Source organism: Arthrobacter sp. 2RAF6 (genome assembly GCF_052115205.1).
Classification (GTDB): Bacteria; Actinomycetota; Actinomycetes; order Actinomycetales; family Micrococcaceae; genus Arthrobacter.
On record NZ_JBFRGF010000060.1, the window covers coordinates 1 to 22337 of the forward strand.

Consider the following 22337-nt stretch of genomic DNA (forward strand, 5'->3'; position numbering starts at 1 on the left):
TGACTGCCGTGCCGCCTGGGCTTCGCGCCGGGTCCGCTCCACGGCCTGGGCCGCTACGAGCTGCAAAAACTCCACCGTCCGGGAGATCTCCTCGACCGTGCCGGCGAAATCAGCGGCTTCGGGGAAAGCAAACAAGCGGGCGTCGGAGACAGCAGCCGAGCGCAGCGCATCCATCGCCGCCACCGCCAGATCAAGGCCGCTCGCTGGCGGCGGTACGGCGGCGGCCGGGCTTTGAAGCCCGGCATGCCGGGCAGGGACGGGCTTCAGGCGGCGGGAAACCCGTCCCAGCGCCGCAATCCCGCCGTCGGGCGGGGCTACCCGACGTGCCACGAGTTGACCGATGCCTTCCATGAATAAACCCTGTCACGAGGGTCGGACATTTAAGGCTCCCGCGCTGCCCTTCGGCGTCGGGAAAAGCTAAACAAGCGAAACCGGTCTCAAAATCAGGTGTTGAGGTCCCAGTGAATCCGGATCGCTTCAGCGATCGGGCCGGTGATGTCGATCTGGAAGGCAACGGGCGCGGTCCCTGTCTCTTCAATGACGGTGTCGTGGTAAACGCGGCCGCATGACGGACACAAGGTGTAGAGGTCCTCATCGTCTGGCCACGCGGCCAGTCCGGCGGGGACCGGTGTGTTCGCTCCGGCGTAAACAGGGACTCCCTGAGAGTTGGCCTGAATCAAGCCCTCTTTGCTGACGGTGTTTCCGCACAGGCAAGTGATCGTCGTGACATCATGACCGATGACATCAGCGAATTCAGTGTCCATTTGAGCTCCCCGGCGTCGGAAGAGACGTTCTGCTTGTAGCTTATGCCCGTGGATCGTCGGATGGTTGAACTTCGCTGACGGTTACCGGTTGTTCCCTGACATCCGGGGCGGGAAGATGTTCCCATGCTGCCAGAGGAGCGTTTCAACGCACTGGTCGATGAATTCAGGGCCAGCCCCGGCGTGAGCGTGCCGGGTGAACCAGGGAAGCGGGGATTCGGTTCGAACGCGCTGAAGGTCCACGGCTCGATTTTTGCGATGATTTCCGGAGGCAGGCTTGTGGTGAAGCTGCCGCGCCAGCGGGTCGAGACGTTGATTGGAACTGGAGTTGGTGCACCGTTTGACGCCGGAAAGGGTCGTGCGATGAGGGAGTGGCTCACCGTCACTGCCGACGACCAAGAGTCATGGCTGGCCCTGGGACATGAGGCCTGCGACTTCGTGAGGTCCCAGCGAGGAACACAGTGAAGGGAAGCGATGAAATCCAACGAACTGCTACTGGATGCCTTTGGCCGGATCCGTGACACCGTGGCCGCCACTCTCAAGGGGGTCGACGACGAGTCTTTGGTCCGTCGGCCCGCCCGCACCGGAAACTCGATTGCGTGGTTGATCTGGCACCTCAGTCGAGTGGAGGACCTGCAGCTCGCCTCCGCCGCCGGCGTCGAGCAGGTGTGGACTTCGCAGGACTTTGCCGGCCGCTTCAAGCTGCCATTGCCCGAACGCGACACCGGCTACGGCCACTCGAGCGATAAAGTCGACGCGGTTCAGGCCCCGCCGGAGCTGTTGCTCGAATACTACGACGCCGTCCACCGACAGACGATAGCGTTCCTGAAAACCCTCGGCGACGAGGACCTCGATCGCATCGTCGACACCCGCTGGGACCCGCCAGTCACTCTCGGCGTGCGCTTGGTCAGCACTATTGCCGATTGCCTTCAGCACGTGGGGCAGGCCGCCTACGCCAAAGGCCTAGGCGGCCGGTAAAAAGCACCCCCTCATACAGCCTTCCGAGATTTGAAGACCAACCCCAGGACGGCTGCCAGCGCGAGGGCGGAGAGGATAGTGGCTGACCAGAACCCGGCCCGCCCGCCGGTCAGGAAATCACCGGGGATTGCGAAGGCCGCGAACACCGAAGCCACGATGGCCAGTCCGACGGCGCCGCCCAGTTGCTGCATTGTCTGGAAAAGTCCCGACGCGGACCCTGCATGCTCGGGTTCGACGTTGCGTAGCGCGAGAGTCGTGAGCGGCATGAACGTCATGCCGGCCGAGATTCCAGTGCCCAGAAGCGCAAGCAAGACGAGGGCGAACGGGGTGTCCGTGTTCAATTGCGTCAGGGGCAAGAAGGCCACGACGCGGAGCGCGGTACCGAAGATGACCAACCGGACGGCCCCAAAGCGCTCGAGTAGCCGCGGGACGATCCGCGACATCGCGAAGATGCTGAGCGGCATCGGCAGGAACGCCAGCCCGGTCACCATGGGCGAGAGGTGCAGATCGTCTTCGAGGTACTGGACCATGAGGAAGAACATCGCCAGCATCCCGCCGTAGGTGGCCGCCATGGCTGCCAGCGCTGCCACTCGGCTCGGGCTGCGCAGCAGCTGCGGGCGGAGCAGCGGGTGGGCCACCCTCCGCTCGGTGACGGCGAGTACCGCGATCAACGCTGCCCCGACAACCAGGCCGCCGATCGTCCGCGGGCTGGACCAGCCGACGTCGCCGGCTTGGATGAGGCCCCACACGATGGCGACGGCGCCGCCCGTTGCGGTGACCGCTCCGAGGATGTCGAAGCGCCCGGGCCGCCTAGGAGTTTCCGCGACGAGGCGCGGCACCGCAATGAGGACCACGACGCCGATCGGCACGTTGATGAAGAGGGTCCACCGCCAGCTGGTGGTGTCGGTGAGCAGTCCGCCGAGGATGAGCCCGAGCGCGCCACCCATGGAGGCAATGGCGGAGAATAGGGCGAGCGCCCGGTTCCGCGCGCCGTCGTCCTTTGCGCTGGTGGTGATCAGTGCGAGCACGCTCGGGGCGGCGAATGCCGCGCCGAGGCCCTGGAGTGCGCGCGCGATAACGAGGAGGAGGGGCGAAGTGGCCAGGCCGCCAAGCAGAGAGAAGAGCGTGAACGCTGCGACGCCCACCAGGAAGGTGCGACGACGGCCGAGGACGTCACCGATCCGTCCACCGAGCAGCAGGAGGCCGCCGAAGGCGACGGCATAGCCGTTCAAGACCCAGCTGAGCTCGGCTCGGTCGAAGTGGAGGTCTGTGGCGATGTGGGGGAGGGCGACGTTCACGACAGTCGCGTCGAGGACAAGCATGAGTTGGGCCAGCATGACCAGCCAGAGGCCAATGCTGCCGGCGCGGCCGCGCGGATTTCCGCTTACGCGGGTGATCCCGGCGGGGGCGCGAGTGGCGATTGTGGGTGTCATGGGAGGTGTCCTGTTCTAGCCGAAGGGGCTGACGTACACTAAGAGGAGAGTTACTCCGCTTAGAACTATACGGAGACACTCTCCGTTTTGCAATGGTGAATCGAAAGGTGTTTCTGTGCGCGCTGATGCCCAACGCAACCGCGACCGGATCGTGGAGGTTGCGCGTGCACTCTTCCGTGTCAAAGGCTTCGAAGCCGTTTCGATGGACGAAGTCGCCAAAGCGGCCGAGGTTGGACCCGGTACGCTCTACCGGCACTTCCCGACCAAAGAGTCGCTGTACGACGCGGTCCTCGAAGCGTGGGCAGAGAAGGTCAACACCGCCGTCGGCCGGGCCCTTAGCCTCGACGCATCCGCGCGGGAGCGGTTGTTGGCTTGGCTGACCGACTATGCGTCGATGCTGACCGAGCACAAGGGTGCGGCCGCGCGGATTACCGCCGCGCTGGGCGACCCCGGTTCCCCCTTTGCGGCAAAGTGCCAGACCTACCTGGGGGCCAATCAGCGCGTGATCGAAGCGTTGGACTCGGCCTTGCGCCCTGGAGTCGATGCAATGCAGATCAGCCGGCTCGTCGGCGGTGTGGCTGCAGTCGTGGATAACAGCGAACTTCCCTCCGATGCAGCAGCATCGATGCTCGCGGTAGTCGCTGACGGGCTTATCGCTTCCTGACGCGGTTCAACGCTGCGGGGCCGGGTTAGTACCTCTTACCAACCCGGACCCACAGTTTCAACGCAAACTACTCCGCGCTAGCGCTGCGTCGTTCTGCGCGTTTCGAGCGGAACCGGCCGACAGCCCAGCAAGCAGTCCAGAGTAGCGCTACCAGCAGCAACGTTTCCAAGCCACTAGGCACGGCAAGCGGCGCAAGAATGGCAAGAATGTAGGGAAAGAAGAATGCGAGAAATATCGTCCCTAACAAAGCAAAGATGACGGTACGTGCTGTCAATTTGCATCTACCTCCGTTCGTCTGACTCCCTCGGTTCATATGCCCTTAGTGTGCGTAGCGGTGTTGTCTCCGTGCAACTGAAATTCAATCCAAGGCCGGTACGTGTTCGTGCATCCAAAATGGGTTGGGCACTGTTCGAATGTTGCCGATTGATAGGTGCGCACCTGCCAGCCGCCAACTTCGTTAGCCTGAATTGCACCAGCACCTCGGTAGTGGTAGGTGAAATCGACATAGCCCACTGAGGGAAAGTCTCGATGACGGCTGGTCACGCGTGACCCATCTGCGCACCAGTCAACTTGACGTTTCCAGCCAAAGTGCTGGCCACCAATGCCCCACTTTTGCACCTCCGCTCTGGTGATCCAACACCGCGCGGAGCTCAGGTTTAGAACCGCTGCGGTGGCCGCAATCGACCTACTGACAGGCACCGGGACGGTTTCGGCCTCGGTAACTGGATTCAAGCACTTCTTCCGCGCTCTTGTCTCTGGCTGAAATCCTCGAATCGGCGGCGGCTGGAGCGGCTGCAGGCAGTAAGAGCGCTGCTGGGGTCCCGAGGGTGAGTACAAACTTGGAGGTCCATCTCTTAGAGTTCACTCCGGATTTGGTGACTTTGAGCATTTCAATTGTTGTTCGTTCAATCAATGTGGCACAGCTGCTGCGCGACCCGGCGTGCGAGAACCCTATGGCGGATTTCTGGCCTTAAGTGGCAAAACTTCTCGAATTGAGTGGCCTGGCGGTCAAATTGAGTGGTGTTCGGTGCCACATTAGGTGCTGGGCGGATGCGATCTGTGAGTGCCGATGCCCGCTTTCGTGCCCCGCCACGCTGCCCGCCGTCGTGCGTCCTCCGGGTGCAACCCGGGCAACACTCGCAAATTCGTTAACCAAGTCCAGTAGGGATCACTCAAGGCTGCCCAGAAGCCCGTCCGTAGGATCCGTAGTGAGCCGAAGATGGCTCACTGCCATTGCTTTTGGGATGCAATGTGCGGCAGTACCAACCCCCCGGCAAGGCCCTGAACCATGCCAAGGACGCACATCATGAAAACTGCGAAAATCATGGCCGTCGCTAGCCTTTTGTTTGCTTGGACAGCCATACCAACCTCCCCGGCGAACGCCGCACCCATGGAGGCCCCGGGCGTCGTCTTGGGCAGCGACATTTCCTGGCCGCAATGTGGGGGCGGACTTCCTTTCGGCCAGGCGTTCGGGATCGTCGGCGTAAACGGCGGCCGTCCGGGCACCGCGAATCCCTGTTTCGCCGAGCAGCTGGGCTGGGCCAGCGGCTCGGCGGGCGGGACAAGCCAACCCGCGGCCGCCGTGTACGTCAACACCGCCAACCCCGCGGGGTATGGAGCATGGTGGCCCCGATCCGATGCGGAGGTGGGCGTTCGCGGTCGCAACCCGTATGGTAGCTGCGACGGGACGGCTTCGGCGGCGTGCGCCTACCTCTACGGTTACGGAATGGCCTTCGACGCCTTCACCCGGTACGGCGTGCCCGATCCCGCCAAGCGCCTGTGGTGGCTGGACGTGGAGACCGGAAATGCATGGTCTTGGGATACCGTGGCCAACGCCGCCGACATCGAAGGCATGGCCGCATTTCTGCAAAGCATGGGCGCCCAAGTGGGCATCTACTCAACCTCGTACCAGTTCGGAGTAATCGCCGGTCGGCTTCATCCCGACAGCAATCTGAACGGGCTTAAGAGCTGGCTTGCCGGAGCAACGTCTCCGGAGTCCGCAGCGGAACTCTGCTCGGCCCCGCCATTGACAGCAGGCGGCGTGGTTGTACTCACCCAATTCACCACGGACTTCGACTACAACTACTCCTGCCTTCCGCCCGCACCGCCACCACCACCGGCGCCTGCTCCGGTAGTGGTCCCACCGAAGCCCCCGGTCCCGACGCTGACTGAAGATGCCAGCGGGAAGCGGAAGCCGGTACTGTCCATACCGCAGAACTGACCGCTTGCCACCGAGGTTCGTGACGCGTCGTTTCGTGACCTCAGGCAACGATGGACCAGACTTAGGGACGTGACCAACAAACCCCGCCCCGGCCTGGCGATCGCTGCACTGAGTCTCGGGACGGCGCTGAACCCGTTGAACTCGTCGATGATCGCGGTCGCGCTCGTGGTTCTGCGCCAGGACTTTGCGCTCGACGTCGCCACGGTCACCTGGGTGATCACGTCCTTCTACCTTGCCTCGGCCGCTGGCCAGCCGCTCATGGGCCGGCTGGCGGACCGCTTCGGTCCTCGGAGATTGTTCACCTTCGGTATGGCGGTGGTCGCCATTGCCTGCGCGCTGGCGCCGTTCTCGCCGAACTTCGCATTGGTCTGCGTGGCCCGCGCGCTCATGGCGGTGGGGACCGCGACGGCGTACCCGTGCGCCGTCGTCATGGTCTCGACGCTCAGCCGGCAGGCGAACATCAGTTCCACCCGACCCCTCGGGCGCATCCAGATGGCGAACACCTCGGCCGCTGCGGTGGGACCCGTCGTCGGCGGCCTCTTGGTGAGCCTGGTCGGTTGGCAAGCGCTGTTCGCGATCAACGTGCCGATCTCGCTCCTGGCCCTGATTGTGGTGCAGCGGGTGGCGCCCCCCGACGTCGGACGCGAAAGCGGCAAGCTCTCGGCCCTCCTGCGCGATTCCGACATTCCGGGCATCCTGGCGTTCATCGCCTCGCTGACGCTCGCTATGATGGCGCTCCTCAACGTGATGCCGGCCTATCGCTGGTGGTTCATCGCCGTCGCTGTTGTCCTGGCGGGGCTGTTCGCATGGCGCGAGTTCCGGTTCAGTCCACCGTTCCTGGACTTGCGGCTGCTCGGCCGGAACCGGCCGCTGCTGTTGTTGTACCTGGGGTTCGCAGTGTTCAGCGCGGTCTACTATTTTGCCTTCTTCGGGCTTCCGCAGTTGCTGCAGCAGGCGGGAAAGTACGACGCCGGCGTGGTCGGCCTGCTGATGCTTCCCCTTGCCGCCATGTCGGTTTTCATGACGCCGGTGACGGTGCGTTTCATTGAGCGGTTCGGCGTGCGGTCCGTGATGATCGCCGGCGTCGTGCTTTTGGCGCTGGCTTCCGGTGCGCTCGGGGTACTGACGCTGTCCTTCTGGCCGCCGCTGGTACTTGTGCTCACGGCTCTCATGGGTGTGCCGTATGGCGTGGTCAGCACGGCGTCGAACCAAGGTTTGTATGTGTCCGCCCGGCCAGAGGACAGGGGAGTGGCAGCCGGGATTTTCCAGACGTGCCGGTACCTCGGGGCCATCACGGCGACGGTGCTCATTGGTGTGCTGTACGGGCCCGGGGTCAACCAGGCAAACTGGGGGCTCATGGTGCTGGTGATGCTGGGGCTGAGCGCGCTGGTATTTGTGTTGGCGTTGGCTTGGCGGAAGCCGGGAGTCGTGGCTTAGGTCCAATCGCGCGGCCCCGAAACCAAGTGCGGGTCGACAAACCCCTATACCTACTCCGACGCACCTTCACCACTCATTTTCGGTGCAATGCACACTCATTTTCAGTGCAATGCACACTCAGTGATCATTTTCGCCCGTAGCGTTGGATAGATTGTCAGGCTAGGGCTCTGAGGCGCTCTCCTCGGATTTGGAAGGCCACTAGGCTCACACGTCAAAGCCGGGGTGTCTGCGTTAGGAGTTCGGAAGTGTTCGAAGAGGAAGCCCGACGGGCGCTGGCGTACGTGGCTCGCGGCGTCAGTGTCCGGATCGTCGGCGGCCCCGGAAGTGGAAAATCAACGGTCCTGCAGTCGATCGCCGCTGGCCTCGAAAAGGCCGGGGTCAGAGTCTATAGCCTTTCGGGTTCGCGGCTCCTGAATGAGACCCCTTTCGCAGGGATTGGCGCACTCGGATTGGAAGGGCGCGGGCAAGAGAATGGGCCGCTAGGAGTCGCGAACGTGTTCGCCGAACGGTTGGCGCGGCGAGGCCCCCGGGCAATCGTTGTTGACGATATCGATGAGCTCGACAAGGAATCAGCCGCAGTCATTGACATTGTTCAGACGCGGACCCAACGGCCGCTGGTGGTGACCCTGGACGATGCCCCACTGTACTCAGGGGCCTCCGTATTTACGCCCGCCCGATGGCCGGAGGCAACGATACGCCTCAGTCCTCTTCACTACGATCAAGTCAACAAACTCCTGGCCCAGACCCTCGGGTCGCCGCCGGACGTGGATTTGACCACCGCCGTGCTCATGAAATCTGGAGGCAACCCGCGACTCGTGGTCAGGATCGCCCAAAGCGCGGAGCTGAGCAAGCAGCTTGTCCTCCATGATGGACAGTGGAGCATGAGTGGGCAGACACTCTGGAACGAATATCTCCAGAGCACCGTCCAGGCACTCCTTCACGGACTAAGCGCCGATGAATGGACGGGACTTCACACACTATCTGCGGTGGGAGCCCGGCCGCTGGGGTCCCTGCAGCCAATAGTTGAGGCAGGCATCCTTGACAGGCTCGAAACGCGGGGCCTCGTTGCGCTCACCGAGGACAGTAGCGGGGCCATCTGGGTGGACGTCAGTCCGCACATTGTCGTCGACTATTTCCGCCACGCTCACGCGCGATCCTCCCGCAGGGTACTGGCCGATCGGATTAGCCGGGAAATCGATTCCCCCGTCCAGCGGGTAAAGAGTTCCTCTCCTGAGTTTCTGGCCGAATTGATCAGAGACCTGCGGAGTGAAGCCGGGCGTGGCACGGCTGCGACGCGGCATTTCCAAGAACAGCTGCGGGATCTGGAAGAATCACAATTCGGCGTGTGGGACTCCGAACGGACCATGTCCAGTGCCGCCGCATTCCTCAAGTTCTACTGGGGCGGTCCGATCGATCCCTCACGCATCGAACAAGTCTTCAGCGAAACTGAGGCGGTAGGTGCTGATTCCGGCAATCACTTCTTCTTCGCTATGACCCGGGCGCTGTGGGCCATCGTCAATGGCGGGCAATTAGCGGTCGCGACGGGCATACTGCAGGCCATCGGCCAAGCTCACCCCGACTGGAAGGCAGAAGCCCAAGCGTTCGCGCTCTACCTCGAAGCGTCCTTCGACCGAATGCCCTCAAATCTCGACGAAACCTTGGACGGGTTGAGCAGCCAGCACCCCGAGAGTGGCGTCCTGCCGGTCATCCGAGGCATTTTGGAGCTCTACCGCTTCGATGCCCAGGCGGCCCTTCTTGCCCTTGACTCAGCAGATGGCTTCGAAATCGCCGCAAGCATGGAACCGTTCGTCCGTGGACTCGCTCTCCATATTGCCGGCCACGGCGAGGAAGCACTCATCTTCTCCCTCAGCCAACGCGCCGCGGCGCGGCGCCGCCTTGATCAGTTCGGCTTCGTCGCGAACAGTTACGTCGCGGTTTTGGCAATGACGCAACAGGGACTCAGCGAGGAAGCTGACCGGGTGATGGCCAGTGTCTTCGCGCTCGGACGCCCCGGCTTCCTGGCGAACTTCCTCCATGACGCTTTGCTCAGAATCGCAGGCCTTCGCGTGTTGGCCAGCTCCGGTAAGAACGTCCCCTCGCTGGGGATTCAGGCCCGCAAAGACGGCGCTGACATCGGCCCCCTGCCTGGGACCGGTAAAGCAGTCTATGAGCTCGTTACCCGGAAATACGCCGATCCAGCCGACTTTGATGAAAAGGCCGCGGAACTTGTGGAACAACAACTGGACCGCGGCTACATCACCGAAGCCGTGTATGCCTCATTGTTCATGTTGTCCCTCTACCCCGGACACAAGATCCTGGAGACTACGCAGCGGCTACTGCAGGAAAACGGCGTGAACACCCATGCCCAGTTCCTCGCCATCGCCGGTGCCGTTCGTGACCGCGACCACCAACTGCTGAAGATTCTCCTGGACCAATACGAAGCCGACTTGGACCTTCCCGCGATCACCAGGCTCCTGAAAAGCACATCAAGGCGTTATCTCCACAAACGACACTATGGCTTGGCCAAGACCCTTCAACAGATCGCCTCAGTCTTTGAAAACCGCTTCCCGTCGCAAGGAGAACAACTGACCCTCGACACCGGAGGCCGACCCCAGGGCCTGACCGCCCGGGAAAAAGAAATCGCCATTCTGGCCGGCAGCCAACACAACCCCGAAATCGCCGCCCTTCTGGGGATCAGCACCCGGACCGTGGAAAACCATATCTCCAGAGCCCTTGGCAAGACCGGAACCACCACGCGACAGGCCCTTTATGAGCACGCTCGAAACTCCCAAACAAATGGCGGATAATTGGACGCCCGCATGCAGATCCTCGGCCGCAATTCAGCTGGGAGTATGAGTGCTCTTCGACTGCGCCCGCCACGGTGAGTCCGGACCCCGCCCGAGTTGGAGCTTGACCCACGCCCTATCTACCAGTGTCAAGTGTTTTGCTCAAATTGAGTAGTGAATACTCGAAATTGAGTATGCAAAGACCTCAAATTGAGTGGCGCCAAAGTCGTAATTGAGTAATATTGAAGTCTGCACGGATGCATCAATCAATTCTGGTTTTGACTCTAAAATTAAAGTCTTCTGACCTGTTATTAAAATGTCTTGACTAATTTATCTGACCGGCTTACTTTCGTCGTGAAGCATCTGCTTCGGCAACTACTTCCAGCGCGTAGGACCGGGCAACACCCGCGTGGTCGGCGCAGCATTGACGGGCGTGGTCGGCGCCTCCGGGAGATGCCGGCCACGTAGTCTGCTTTACGGGACCTGAATGGATTGGCAGAATGCTTACTAAGTCCTACCGGAAACCTCATTTCACATTAGCCGAAACCTTGGGCGGTGTTGGTCGAATGTGGCCAATAGCGACAATCGTCCTGGTGCTGGGGATCGTCTTTTCCAGCCTGTATCTGCTCAATCTCGGCGTCTACCCTCCGGTGGATTTCCTGGTTTATCGGTACGCTTCGGCGGCGTCTTGGCCCGGGGAAGACATTTATGCCCGAAATATTTTTGGGGATCTTCTGCCGTCCGAGGGTCTGCCTTTTGTCTACACGCCGTTCGCGGCCGCGCTCCTGTCGGTCACGAGCTTGTTTCCTGCCCAGGCGTCCTTCGTGCTGTGGACCACCGGCTGCGTAGCGACCTTGGCGTTCATCATTGGTGTTTGCCTGCCGCAGTCTTTGCCCAGGCGACGGACGATATGGCTCGCGCTTCTTTTGCTGGGCTGTTGTACCACGGTCGTCGCCCAGCACTTGGTGTGGGGTCAGATCAACTTGTTCCTCGCCGGACTCTGTCTCGCGGATTTCGTTCGTCACACCGATGGAAGGTGGTTCCGGTTCGTTCCGAACGGGGTGTTGATCGGGATCGCCGCCGGTATCAAGCTGACCCCGGCGATCTTTATTCCATATCTCTTAATGACAAGACAATGGCATATGGCGGTCTCCGCCATTGCGGGTTTCGCCGGGACGGTCATTGCGGGCGGGATCATGTTTCCCGCCATGTCAATCACCTATTGGTTCTCAAACGTGTGGCAGCTCAGCTCAAAGGTTGATCTCGGCACCCAGTTCTCCAGCGCGGGCAACAACTCCATACAGGGGGCGGCCGGGGCGATCGGGCATTGGGCGGTCTCGCCCTCCAAGGTCATTGTTATCGTTGTGGCCATTCTCGGCTTGTTGGCTGCTGCGGAGATCTTCCGTGCGGGACAAACGCTCGCGGCAGTCCTGACTGTCGGAATGACTGCCAATCTTGTCTCACCTGTGAGTTGGGTGCATCACTGGGTATATCTGATCCCGGCTCTCATCGCGCTCTGGTTCCTGGGACGGACGCGCACCCGGATCTTTGTGGCCGCTGCCGCACTCGTTCTGCTGATCCATGGAACGGATCTGGGTGAACACATGCTGCAGAACGGCACGATCATGCTCGCACCCCTGGGCATACTCCTTCGTGAGTCTTTGCTGCTTACTTCACTCGCAACGATAGGGACGTTCTTCGCGCTGAGGAGCCGCACGTCGCCTCTCGCGGACTGTGGGGGTATAAGGGGCTATGAACAGAAATAGAGCCACAAACCGCGGTCAGCTGTCACTTCCTGTCCAAGACGGAAGCTTGGTCGAAGCGCGCGGTCGCCTGTTCACTGGAGCCGACGGACATGCTTATGTACGGCCGAGAATGCACCCTGATGAGCCGCAAATCGGTTTGCACGAGCAAGCTCAAATGGACACAACAACAAGCCGAATCAGGCTCACGGGCCTTGAAACTGGTGAACCGAGGCTTGGCAACCTGGAGGGCTCCTGGCACACAATTCGGGGCGTTTTTAGGGGGATGAGTATCGAAGTTGACGCTGTGCTCGATGCCCCTGCTCAATGGCTTGACTCATGGGAGGAAGTGGACCCAAGATACGCAGAGGCGAATACTGATGCGCCGTCGGAGTGGTTCCTGAGTCCCGACCGCAAGGCGCTTCTGGAAGGAATCTTTGCCAGCTTTGAAGCGCACAAGGACTTCTACCCTCATATTTCGTCCGGACTGACCGGCACTTACGAAGGCACATTCCGCGTCACGTTGTACATGCTGGCGATAAACGAAAGTTTCGCATTGTGGGCGGAGAACTACAGCCCGAATGACCTCCTTGTTAGATCATTCGTGAGGGCCCTGTAGGCAGGCGGACGTCTTGGTAGTCACGGAGTAAAAATTGCCTCCTGGCTGCGTCGGCGTATTCGTCCCAGGCCCGAACGACGCCCCGCGAGTCGGGAACGCGTCCCTGGAGCCGTCCCCTGGCGACGCTCCCCGCAGCTTGAGTAACCAGCGGCAGAGCGCGCCCAGCTTCGATCCGATCACGCGGTGCGGTTCGGTCACGGCGCTAGAATCGCAGGAATCATTATCCGATATTAATCTATCACTTCCATTAACTTCCGGCTAAACTCACAGCTACAGTCCGGTCTTGTCCGCTTCCGGACATCTGGGGAAACAACTTTGGGGGTTGTTATGCGTTGGAGAAGCACTGCCGTCGGAGTCACTGCGATAGCTCTTTCACTGGGTGGCGGCCTGGCCGCGAATGCTGCTGACGGGCCGGCTGAAGCCCCGCCGCCTGCTGACGCGCTGGCCTCGATTCAGCCCTCCTCGTCCGGTATCGAACTGCTGACGCTTCCGCCGGTGAGTGAGGAAATGTCCGAGCTGGCCTCGGAACTGAGCGGGAAGCATACCGATGACCCGAACTTTGCTTCGGTGGAGGTGACACGAAAACGCGATCGCATCATTGTGTATTGGCATGGGGCGCCGAGCCGGGAGTTGCTGGACACGATCGAAAGTCGTCCTTTGGTGCCCATTGAGATCCGGCCCACTCAGCTCGCGCCGTCGATGCTGAAAGGCAAAGCTGCGAGCCTGGCACACAAAGATGCCACGGTTGGCTCTATCGGGCTGAAACACGATGGTTCCGGCCTGTTGGTCACGCTGAAGGAATCTCCGGAGAACGGATGGGAGAAGGCAGCCGCCAGCAGCAGATTCTCGACGTCGCTAGGCGTGCCAGTTGAAGTGGCATCTGATGCGGCACCCGTACCGGCGGCCAACGCCCGACAGTTCGACGTCAACTACCACTTAGGCGGAGCCAGAATCTATGACCGGGGCAGCGGCGGCGCCTGCACTTCGGGATTCGCAGTAAGGCAGAACATCACAAGTAGGGAAGCAATGATGTTTGCCGCCCACTGCGGCCCTGTAGGCTCCCAATGGTCGGTCTACGACGGCGGACCCCACTATTACATTTGGGGTGCAGTGGCGGCCCGCGACACCTATCATGACGGTGCCATCATCGATTCGGGCTGGTCGCAACCGTATAGCTGGACAGCGGCATGGAATAGCTATGTTTACACCCCGATCAACGGATCGGCATACCCGTACGTTGGCCAGGAGATCTGCTACAGCGGCTCGTTCAGCGGCCTGAAATGCGGCAACATCGTCCAACAGGTCGACGTGGGGTACGAACTCGGGGGAGATCTCACTGACATCAAGGGCTTCAGAACCCAACATTCCAACGGCGAGCCTGCGGTCGGCAACGGCGACAGTGGTGGCCCTGGCTACCAGATTGTCAGCTCGGCAAACGGCCTGAAGCGCAATGCTGTAGGGATCATTTCAGCGATCCCGAGGGAGTCGGGCTCCAGCTGCCAGGGCGTACCCGGAAACAGTGCCCCCGGTGGCCGTAAATGCAGCAGCACAGCCTACGCGACTTCAGTGTCGAGCATAGCCGCGTCGCTGGGCTACTACATCCCGGTGTGGTGAGGGAAAATGAACCAGAGACCGTACTCTACGGAGCGCGAGACGCTCCGTACACCGGATGCGAGATGATCTCCGTGAACCGCATGACCTTCCTTGGGTCCACCGGCGCCCTGCTGATGCTGATCTCTGGAGCCGCGTTGACTGCCTGCGACGGAGGCGTCCAACATTATGCCGGCCCGGTAAGAGTTACCGATCCGGTCCAGATTACCGAAGCCGCACCGCAAGACGGGGCGCTGTCATCAGCGGCAAGCCTCATCACCAAAGAGTTGAGCGGCGACCCCAAGTTCGGGTCAGTCGCCCTTGAGCAGGGGAAGCTCGTCATCATGTGGCACGGCCCGGAGAACGACCGCATCGCACTCTTGCGCGACCAACTCCCCGGCGTTGACATCTCGATCCGTTCAGCAGCGTGCGTTCCGGGAACTGTCATGGACCGGGCGGGAACCCTTTTGACAGAAGATGCAAGAGTCCGGGTCGTAGGGATGGCCAATGATGGATCCCATGTGGTGGTTACGGTTTCAGAGGGCGCAGACAGCAGTGCCCTGGCTGCGGCATACGAAGCGCGGCTCGGCTGCCCGGTCCGCCTCGAAACGGGGGGCGTGGTCCCTGCCACGGGGAAGTGACGAGCGCGGACGTATGCCAGCCTGACCTGCGGCTTTATTGAGCAGCTGGATGCCTTGAAATGCTTCCTTGAGACGCTTGCCTTTTGATTTAGCACAGCCTGTTGACACCCCTATGAGGCCGGAATATCGTCGGGCGTATCGAGGTTCGTGGGTCTCGTTCCAAGTGTTTCGGCGCTGCCTTTGGGGGAGCTCCGCTAGTCGATTTTGCTAGCCAGGAGAGTCCTCATTGTCTTGGGAAATGTCATGAGAGCCATGCGCGCCACAGCTTTCCGGATGGATCCACGCGAGGCCGGCTTGGTCGCTGTTTTGCTGATCCTCGCGGCCGTGAGCTGGATCGTTTCTGCCGTGCAAATGTCCGGGATGGACATGGGGCGCTGGACGGATCCGGGACCGCTCGGCTTCTTCCTGACCACCTGGGTGGTGATGCTGGCCGCGATGATGTTTCCCTCGGTGGCGCCCATGGTGGTTGCTTATGCCAGGATCACCCACCACCGTCGGGAGACCGGACGGTATGCCCCGACAGGTTCCACGGCAGTGTTCGTGGCCGGCTACCTGATCTCGTGGACGATCTTCGGCCTCGCCGCCTATGCGCTCTACGCAATAGTCGTGTCCCTCGTCCCCGGTTTGTTTTCCTCCGATCCGGGCGGTCGTTATCTGGCAGCTGGGGTGATTTTTGTGGCGGCCGTCTACCAGCTCACGCCTGCCAAGAACGTCTCCCTGATGAAATGCCGGACGCCGATGGACTTCATCCTGCGCCGCATCCGCTATGGGACCTTTGGTGCGCTGCGCCTTGGACTTGAGCATGGCGCATGGTGCGTCGCCTGCTGTTGGGCTCTGATGGTGGCCCTCTTCGCGCTCGGCGTGATGAGCGTCGGCTGGATGGCTGTAGTGGGGGCGTTCATTGCCTTGGAGAAGATGCTTCCGTGGAGGCGCATCGCTAAGCGATCGGTCGCGGTCGCACTGGCCCTGATCGCCGTGGCGATCGCCTTTGCGCCCGGGATGGTGCCCGGCGTCGGGATGTAACTGCGGGGGAAAAATGGGACGGTCTCACTTATTAAGGAGTCGGAAATGACTGATGGCACTGGACTAATCGGGCGTTTTTATAAAGAAATCATCGAAGGTGGAAATCTCGATCTCATTGATGAACTGGCGACGGACGACCTGGTCGATCACGAAGAGGCTCTCCCCGGGCAACCGCCTGGGAAGGAAGGCGTTCGGTTCTTCGTCTCCGCTATCCGGACGGCGTTCCCGGACATCAAGGTCAAGACGATAGAGCCGTGGCTGACTGACGGACACTTGGAGGCGTGCCACGTGGTGATGACGGGTACGCACCGCGGGGACATGGCGGGCGTTCCAGCGTCGGGCAAGAGCGTCGAATTCGGCGGGACCGACATCATCCGTGTCGAGGACGGCAAGGTGGCTGAGCATTGGGGTTCAACGGACACCCTTAGCCTCATGCAGCAGATCGGTGCGATTCCGCAATAGCGCCTCCCGCCCGCGCTCCTAGCTGCGGGCGGGAGGCATTCAGAGGTGAGCCGGGAAGTCTGGTCGGCAGGTCGCTAGGTCTGTCATGGAACCGGAGATCCCCGTGAAAATTAAGCGCGAAACGTCCACCGGGGGTGGTCTGGGACGAGCCTTGCGCTCCCACACCGCACTGCTGTTGGCGTTTGCCTTCGCGGTCATGGCCGATCCCGTCTCCTCTGTCGCGTACGCCATCGAAGCGGCTCTGCGCGCCCTGAACGGCGATTTGGCGCTACTGGTCTCGGCGATGATCTTGGTGGTGGCCATCGTCGCTTTGGTCATCGTGAACTACCGGCAACTCGTCGCGCGCTACCCGAGAGGCGGCGGGGCGGCGGCCGCGGTGGGTGAGGCCCTCGGAGATGGCTGGTCCTTCATCCCGATTGGCGCACTGGTGGTGGATTTCCTGCTCACTATCGCGATCAGTGTCTCGGCGGGGTCATCGGCGATGATCGCCTACTTCCCGGCCCTTGCTCCCTGGCGTTTGCTGCTCGGTCTGGGCTTGGTGGTCCTTGTCGGTGCCGCGACCTGGTTCGGTCACCTTGGCAGGCTGGTTTTCGCGGCGATGACAATGGCCTTTATCGTCGTTACCGTTGTCGTCCTCCTCTACGGTCTGGGCGCAGCACCTAAACCGCTCGGCACCATCGCCGGAGCTCCCGGGCATCCACCAGTCCTTGCCGTGGTGCTCGCGTTCCCGGTCGCCATGGCAATGGCCACCGGTGTGGAAGCTGCGACCTCGGCGGTTGCCCAGCTCGGGCAGCTCGACAATGACGGGAAGCGCCGTTTCGGGCAGCTCACTCTCTGGCTGACTCTCGCCATCGTCGGCACTATCACGCTTGGCCTCGCCCTCGAGGCCGCGCAGCTGCACGTCGGCATCCCTCCAAAGGACAGCACGCAGATCGCCGAGCTCGCCCGCCTCGCTGCGCCGGCGCCCGTGTTCGCCGCGTTCCAGCTCGTCACTGCCTTGCTGCTACTCTCGGCGGCTTCCTCGGGCTTCCAGGCTGGACCGGGCCTGCTCAAAGCCCTGGCGCGCCACCTCAACCCCATCGGCGAGACCGTCGGCGTCCTTCCTCACTCCCTGGGCCGCACCAACCACCACCACACCCCCTATTGGGGCGTGGTGGTGTTTATCGTCCTGGCCGGTGGTGTGACAGCCATCGCCGGCGGCAACGACCAGGAGCTTGTCCTGTTCTACGCCGTCGCGGTCCTCCTCAGCTTCCTCGGCGGCCTGGTTTCCATGGCACTCTTTGCCCGCAAGGACCGCCAGCCGGGAGCCTTCATTCTCAACACTGTCGGAGCCATCGTCGTGGCCTTCACCCTCGTTGCCAATCTTTCCCGTGGCTTCCCCATCGTCAGCCTCGCCGCCGCCCTCGCCGTCGCAGGCCTCCTTTACCGGGCCTGGACCAAAGCAGGACGTCCCCGCGGCATCCGCAACGTGGCCGCCGAAGCAGAAATCGAATAACGCACGCAAGCCCTAGTTTGCGGCCTCGCTCGTCCCGTCCGCGACGTCGAACGCCATGAGTACCGCCGCTGCCTCCGCGAGAAGGGGTTCGCGATCGGCCGGCTGGGCCACGAGCCGGGCCACATCGCTCATGAGGGTCTCGACGTACTGCCGCACGACGGCGTGGTGGGCCGCGTCGCCGAACCACACGAGATCACGGCACGCGCGCAGCAGGGCCCTGACGACGCGAGGTTCGTTCGCGCCGTACCGCCGCACCTGGCCGAGGGCCAGATCCATGAGATAGGCGAAATCGCGGCCCGGTACGTGCAGTCTTACGGTGCCTTGTGCGTCCGCCACGGCCTGCGGTCCGTGCTGCCGGAGTGAGAGGGCCGCGAGGATCGAGCTGAGATGGTCCACCGCCTGGTTCGCGGTGTAGGGGTCGTTGATCGCAGGCGAGAGGGCCTTTGACGCGACGTCGGCGAGTTGCCGGATCCCGAAGGCGACATCCTGCTCAAGGGTCCGCTCGTAACCGATCCGCACGCTCTGGGCGAGCGCCCGGCGCAGGTCGGTGCCGCCGTCGGGGGCAAGAGGACGCACGCGCTCGCCGGTGGTCTCCCACACCCAGGCGAGCGGGGACCCCGCGACGACGTGTCGGCCGATCATGGGCACCATCCGGGCAGTGAGGCCCCGGCTCGCAAGCACCGCGACGAACGCGTCGACATGGAAGGCTTGGACATATCCCGACTGCGGCACCAGTAACGCGGTTGCGCCGGGCGGCGGGCTGGGCATGCGAATTCCGGGATCACCCGGGACGAAGGACCGCTCAATCACTTTGAGAGTGGCCTTCTCGACGCCCTTCATGACTTGGTCCACCTGGATCGAATGGGACAGATGGTGGGCGAAGAAGACGAGCATGACCATGCTCACGAACAGCAGCAGGAGTGCGCCGCTGACCGCGAGGCGAGGGTAGTCCTGGGTACGCTGCCCGGCGGCGATGCCGACCGTGTAGAGGCCCGCCGTGCTGTAGGCGAACGTGGCCACAAAGGCGCTGAGCGTTACCTGGTTGGGGATATCGCGCAGGAAGTTCCGCAGCAACCGCGGGCTGAACTGCGTCGAAGCGAGCTGCAGTGCCACCACGGTGAGACCGAGTACGACGGCGATGACAGTCACCATGGTGCTCGCGATCCCGATGAGCAGGTTCCGAGCGTCGTCGGACGTCCCTTGGAACAGGAGGACGGCAAAGGGCGACTCCGCGTTGAGCTGAACTGCGGAGAGGCTCGCTCCCGCGATGATCGCGAGGACGACGGCGCACGTCGGCATCGCCCACAGGGCACTCGCCAGATACTCCCGAACGGCCTCACGCCTCACATGTGACACTCTCGACTGACGGTGCTCGCCAGTCAAGGGGGAAGCTCTCAAAGCCTCCGTCCACAGGTTCGTTACCCGGTTGGATACCCGGAGGACCTTGGACCCTATAACGGCCGCACGGAGCGGGGACACACTGGCATATGGCCAACATCTACATTGCTTACGGGACCGTTGAAGGACAGACGGCCCAGATCGCTGAGTATATTGCCGACGTCGCTCGTGGCCACGGCCACGAGGCGCAGACGGCGGACATCAAGAAGTCCGGGGATACCCTGCCGGACGGTTACGACGCCGTTATGGTGGGGGCGTCCGTCCATGTGGGCAAGCACGAGGGGTATGTCAGGGACTTTGTACGGAACAACACCGCCGCGCTTCAGCGCCTCCCCTCCGCGTTCTTCTCAGTCAGCCTTGCTTCCCAGGGTGATGAGGAGAACGCCGAAGGTTATGTGGAGAAGTTCGAGGCTGAGACGGGGTGGCGGCCCGCCCACGTGGGGCACTTCAGCGGCGCCCTCCTCTACACCCATTACGGTTTCCTCAACGCGCAATGATGAAGAAGATCGCCCGCGACAAGGGCAGCCTGGACACGGATACCTCGCGCGACTACGTCTACACCGAGTGGGACGGGGTGAGGCGGTTCACCGAGGACTTCCTGGCTGGATTGGCTGCCCCCGCGGCTTAGGCAAGGGGCCGCCAGAAACCTTGACTTCATGCCGAGGCTCAACAAGGGTGGAAGGGATCGATCCACGCGAAATTATTTCAAATCAGGAGATCCACAATGACTCTTCCCAAAGGTTTGACTCCCGGCGTCTGGTTGCTTGACATGTCCCACAGCGAGATCGGCTTCAGCGTCCGGCACGCCGGCATCAGCAAGGTCCGCGGCCGTTTCACGGAAGCGAGCGCCGAGGCCCGCGTCCGCGAGTCGCTGGCCGACGCGTCCCTCCACGCAACCGTCAAGACCGCGAGCTTCGACTCCGGTGACGCCAACCGTGACGGCCACGTCCGCGGCGCCGACTTTTTCGACGTCGAGAAGTTCCCGGAGATGACCTTCCGGGCCACGAGCGTAGAGGGCGACGGCGAGGACTACACTCTCACGGGCGACCTCACCATCCGGGGGATCACCAAGCCGGTGGAGCTGGAAGTTGAGTTCACCGGCGTCGCGGTTGATCCTTTCGGCGCGACCCGCGCCGGGTTCTCCGCCGAAACCGAGATCAGCCGAAAGGACTTCGGACTGACGTGGAACGCGGCTTTGGAGGCCGGCGGTTTCCTGGTGAGCGACAAAGTGAAGATCAACCTCGAGGCTGCCCTCGTGAAGCAGGGCGAGCCCGCAGCCGAGTAGCCCGCGGCCGAGTAGTCAAGAGGTAGCCAGCCGCCCCGGCTCAACTCGCGGTATAGGAGTTGAGCGGGCGGCCGGTGCTTCCGTACGTGAGGTCCAGTACGAGGAGGCCCTTTTGCTCCAGAACGCTGAGGTAACGCTGGGCCGTCGGGCGGCTGACGCCGAGCTGCCCGGCGATCTCAGCAGCACTGATGGGACCCCCGGCGGCGCGGACGGCGTCGAGCGCTTTTTGCATGGTGGGCTGCAGACGCGGCGCCGGGGCCGCGGGCCTGACCCCGGCCGAGCGCGCGTTGTAAAGGTTGTCAATAGTTACCTGGTCGGCAGTTGAAGCGGAATCCAGCTCCTGCCGCCACTTCCGGTACGCCTCCAATTGTGTGCGGAGCCGGTCAAAGCCGAACGGCTTGACCAAGTAGTACATCGCACCGCTCGTCATTGCTGACTTGACCGTGGCCAGGTCCTGGGCCGCCGTGATGATGATGCAATCGACGTCGGTTCCGGCGGCCTGTAGGGACCGCAGCATCGAGATCCCGTCTTCGTCCGGAAGATGTACATCCAGCAAGAGCAAGTCCGGGTTGAGGCGTTCGATTGCCTCCCTTGCGGCTGCGGCGCTGTACACCTGACCGACGCATTCGAAGCCGTCAACCCTGGCCACGCGTGCAGCGTGGATACCAGCGACCCGGAAATCGTCGTCAACCACCAATGTCCTAATCAACGTCTGGGCTCCTTTCCCTGGCATTTGTCCAGTTGCTGAAGCGACGGCAGAAAACGCACAAAACGTGCACTTTTGCGGCTAAGGCGCACAACTTACTGAAGACTTCTGGCCCGGATGATCACTTCCTAAGCTTTACATAGTTTCAGTGATCCACATCACGAATTCGTCGGACTCCCAAGGAAGGGATCCGGGTGGCAGCGGAAGCTGCCGCTGGATAAAGAACGGAAAGACAGAGAGGTCTTAGCGTTATGAATGCTATCCACCCCAACCGGCCGCCCGGGGCCCCCGAGAGGGCTGAGGACGCCGCGGGCATCGACATTGTCGGGTTGACCAAGCGTTACCTCACTCCCAAGAACGAGACATTCACTGCCATCCGCGATGTGACGCTTAGGGTCGAACCCGGCGAGTTCTGCGCGATCGTCGGACCGACGGGCTGCGGCAAGTCCACCACGCTGGCTCAGGTTTCCGGCTTGGAGCGGCCAAGCGCGGGCTCGGTGAGGGTCCACGATCAGATCGTTGACGGCATCACCAACGGCGTCAGCTACATGTTCCAAGCGGACGCGCTCTTCCCGTGGAAGACCGTTCTCGGAAATGTCTTGATTGGCCCGGTCCTGCTCGGGACCCCCAAGAAGGAAGCCACCTTGCTTGCAAGGGACTGGCTGCGCCGTGTGGGCTTGGCCGGCTTCGAGGACCGGTATCCGCACCAGTTATCCGGCGGCATGCGCAAGCGCGTCGCCATGGCGGCGGCGCTGATCAACAACCCCCGGATCCTGCTGATGGATGAGCCGTTCGGAGCCCTCGACGTACAGACCAAGGCCATCATGCAGAACGAGCTGCTGCAGCTCTGGGAGGAACTGCGCCCCTCTGTCCTGTTCATCACGCACGACCTCGACGAGGCAGTGGCGCTGGCGGACAAGGTGGTCATCATGACCAGCAGCCCGGGAACGATCAAGGATGTCTTCGACATCGATCTTCCCAGGCCGCGTGGAGATGTCCAGAAGATCCGGCACGAGGAGCGGTTCCTGGAGCTGCAGGGCCAGATCTGGGAGTCCTTGAAGGACGAAGTCACCCGCGCCTACAAGCAATCGGCGGG

Annotated in this window: 21 protein-coding genes and 1 pseudogene; 17 read left to right on the plus strand and 5 right to left on the minus strand. The window is 62.2% G+C overall.

The window, feature by feature from the left end:
* Positions 1 to 351: pseudogene (locus tag AB4Z38_RS24260) on the minus strand (hypothetical protein); the annotation flags it as partial.
* Positions 352 to 443: 92 nt separating this feature from the next.
* On the minus strand, positions 444 to 764 hold the full coding sequence (locus AB4Z38_RS24265; protein ID WP_441432084.1) for a hypothetical protein: 321 nt from the start codon (positions 762 to 764) through the stop codon (positions 444 to 446).
* A gap of 123 nt (positions 765 to 887) precedes the next feature.
* Here AB4Z38_RS24265 and AB4Z38_RS24270 point away from each other — a divergent pair, with 123 nt between their 5' ends.
* Together AB4Z38_RS24270 and AB4Z38_RS24275 are read left to right on the plus strand one after the other, a co-directional pair.
* Positions 888 to 1226 carry a hypothetical protein gene (locus tag AB4Z38_RS24270; RefSeq protein ID WP_441432085.1) on the plus strand — a complete coding sequence of 113 codons (339 nt, stop codon included), beginning with the start codon at positions 888 to 890 and terminating at the stop codon, positions 1224 to 1226.
* 9 nt (positions 1227 to 1235) lie between these two features.
* Positions 1236 to 1739 (plus strand): mycothiol transferase, encoded by a 504-nt coding sequence (locus tag AB4Z38_RS24275; RefSeq protein WP_441432086.1) that lies wholly within the window; start codon positions 1236 to 1238, stop codon positions 1737 to 1739.
* A gap of 11 nt (positions 1740 to 1750) precedes the next feature.
* Here AB4Z38_RS24275 and AB4Z38_RS24280 read toward each other — a convergent pair whose 3' ends face one another.
* A complete protein-coding gene (locus AB4Z38_RS24280) occupies positions 1751 to 3172 on the minus strand; it encodes an MFS transporter (protein ID WP_441432087.1) in 1422 nt (473 codons plus the stop codon).
* 115 nt (positions 3173 to 3287) lie between these two features.
* Here AB4Z38_RS24280 and AB4Z38_RS24285 point away from each other — a divergent pair, with 115 nt between their 5' ends.
* The 11 genes from AB4Z38_RS24285 (at position 3288) to AB4Z38_RS24335 (ending at position 17852) form a co-directional block, all read left to right on the plus strand.
* Positions 3288 to 3836, plus strand: coding sequence for a TetR/AcrR family transcriptional regulator (locus tag AB4Z38_RS24285; protein WP_441432088.1), 549 nt, complete (start codon positions 3288 to 3290; stop codon positions 3834 to 3836).
* Between the two features lie 1306 nt (positions 3837 to 5142).
* On the plus strand, positions 5143 to 6057 hold the full coding sequence (locus tag AB4Z38_RS24290) for a hypothetical protein (protein ID WP_441432089.1): 915 nt from the start codon (positions 5143 to 5145) through the stop codon (positions 6055 to 6057).
* Between the two features lie 69 nt (positions 6058 to 6126).
* Positions 6127 to 7494 carry an MFS transporter gene (locus AB4Z38_RS24295; RefSeq protein WP_441432090.1) on the plus strand — a complete coding sequence of 456 codons (1368 nt, stop codon included), beginning with the start codon at positions 6127 to 6129 and terminating at the stop codon, positions 7492 to 7494.
* Positions 7495 to 7739: 245 nt separating this feature from the next.
* Positions 7740 to 10301, plus strand: coding sequence for a LuxR C-terminal-related transcriptional regulator (locus AB4Z38_RS24300; protein WP_441432091.1), 2562 nt, complete (start codon positions 7740 to 7742; stop codon positions 10299 to 10301).
* A gap of 479 nt (positions 10302 to 10780) precedes the next feature.
* Positions 10781 to 12046, plus strand: a complete 1266-nt coding sequence (locus AB4Z38_RS24305) for a glycosyltransferase 87 family protein (protein WP_441432092.1) — start codon at positions 10781 to 10783, stop codon at positions 12044 to 12046.
* 154 nt (positions 12047 to 12200) lie between these two features.
* Positions 12201 to 12641: a hypothetical protein gene (locus tag AB4Z38_RS24310; RefSeq protein ID WP_441432093.1), complete on the plus strand. Its 441-nt coding sequence runs from the start codon at positions 12201 to 12203 to the stop codon at positions 12639 to 12641.
* Positions 12642 to 12968: 327 nt separating this feature from the next.
* Positions 12969 to 14255: a S1 family peptidase gene (locus AB4Z38_RS24315; RefSeq protein ID WP_441432094.1), complete on the plus strand. Its 1287-nt coding sequence runs from the start codon at positions 12969 to 12971 to the stop codon at positions 14253 to 14255.
* A gap of 71 nt (positions 14256 to 14326) precedes the next feature.
* Positions 14327 to 14872 carry a hypothetical protein gene (locus tag AB4Z38_RS24320; RefSeq protein ID WP_441432095.1) on the plus strand — a complete coding sequence of 182 codons (546 nt, stop codon included), beginning with the start codon at positions 14327 to 14329 and terminating at the stop codon, positions 14870 to 14872.
* Between the two features lie 243 nt (positions 14873 to 15115).
* Positions 15116 to 15895: a DUF2182 domain-containing protein gene (locus tag AB4Z38_RS24325; protein ID WP_441432096.1), complete on the plus strand. Its 780-nt coding sequence runs from the start codon at positions 15116 to 15118 to the stop codon at positions 15893 to 15895.
* Positions 15896 to 15940: 45 nt separating this feature from the next.
* Positions 15941 to 16357 (plus strand): ester cyclase, encoded by a 417-nt coding sequence (locus AB4Z38_RS24330; protein WP_441432097.1) that lies wholly within the window; start codon positions 15941 to 15943, stop codon positions 16355 to 16357.
* Positions 16358 to 16460: 103 nt separating this feature from the next.
* Entirely contained in the window at positions 16461 to 17852 is a 1392-nt protein-coding gene (locus AB4Z38_RS24335; RefSeq protein WP_441432098.1) for an amino acid permease, read from the plus strand.
* 12 nt (positions 17853 to 17864) lie between these two features.
* Here the strand turns inward: AB4Z38_RS24335 and AB4Z38_RS24340 are convergent, their stop codons facing one another.
* Entirely contained in the window at positions 17865 to 19199 is a 1335-nt protein-coding gene (locus AB4Z38_RS24340; RefSeq protein WP_441432099.1) for a DUF2254 domain-containing protein, read from the minus strand.
* A gap of 140 nt (positions 19200 to 19339) precedes the next feature.
* Here AB4Z38_RS24340 and AB4Z38_RS24345 point away from each other — a divergent pair, with 140 nt between their 5' ends.
* From AB4Z38_RS24345 to AB4Z38_RS24355, 3 genes are all read left to right on the plus strand, one after another.
* A complete protein-coding gene (locus AB4Z38_RS24345; protein WP_441432100.1) occupies positions 19340 to 19747 on the plus strand; it encodes a flavodoxin domain-containing protein in 408 nt (135 codons plus the stop codon).
* Positions 19747 to 19878 carry a hypothetical protein gene (locus tag AB4Z38_RS24350; RefSeq protein ID WP_441432101.1) on the plus strand — a complete coding sequence of 44 codons (132 nt, stop codon included), beginning with the start codon at positions 19747 to 19749 and terminating at the stop codon, positions 19876 to 19878. Before AB4Z38_RS24345 ends, AB4Z38_RS24350 begins: the two co-directional genes overlap by 1 nt.
* Before the next feature lie 96 nt (positions 19879 to 19974).
* A complete protein-coding gene (locus AB4Z38_RS24355; RefSeq protein ID WP_441432102.1) occupies positions 19975 to 20535 on the plus strand; it encodes a YceI family protein in 561 nt (186 codons plus the stop codon).
* Positions 20536 to 20575: 40 nt separating this feature from the next.
* Here AB4Z38_RS24355 and AB4Z38_RS24360 read toward each other — a convergent pair whose 3' ends face one another.
* Positions 20576 to 21244: a response regulator gene (locus tag AB4Z38_RS24360; RefSeq protein WP_441432103.1), complete on the minus strand. Its 669-nt coding sequence runs from the start codon at positions 21242 to 21244 to the stop codon at positions 20576 to 20578.
* A gap of 248 nt (positions 21245 to 21492) precedes the next feature.
* Between AB4Z38_RS24360 and AB4Z38_RS24365 the strand changes: the two genes are divergently transcribed.
* Positions 21493 to 22337, plus strand: an 845-nt coding sequence (locus AB4Z38_RS24365; RefSeq protein ID WP_441432104.1) for an ABC transporter ATP-binding protein, incomplete at its 3' end; no start/stop codon positions are given.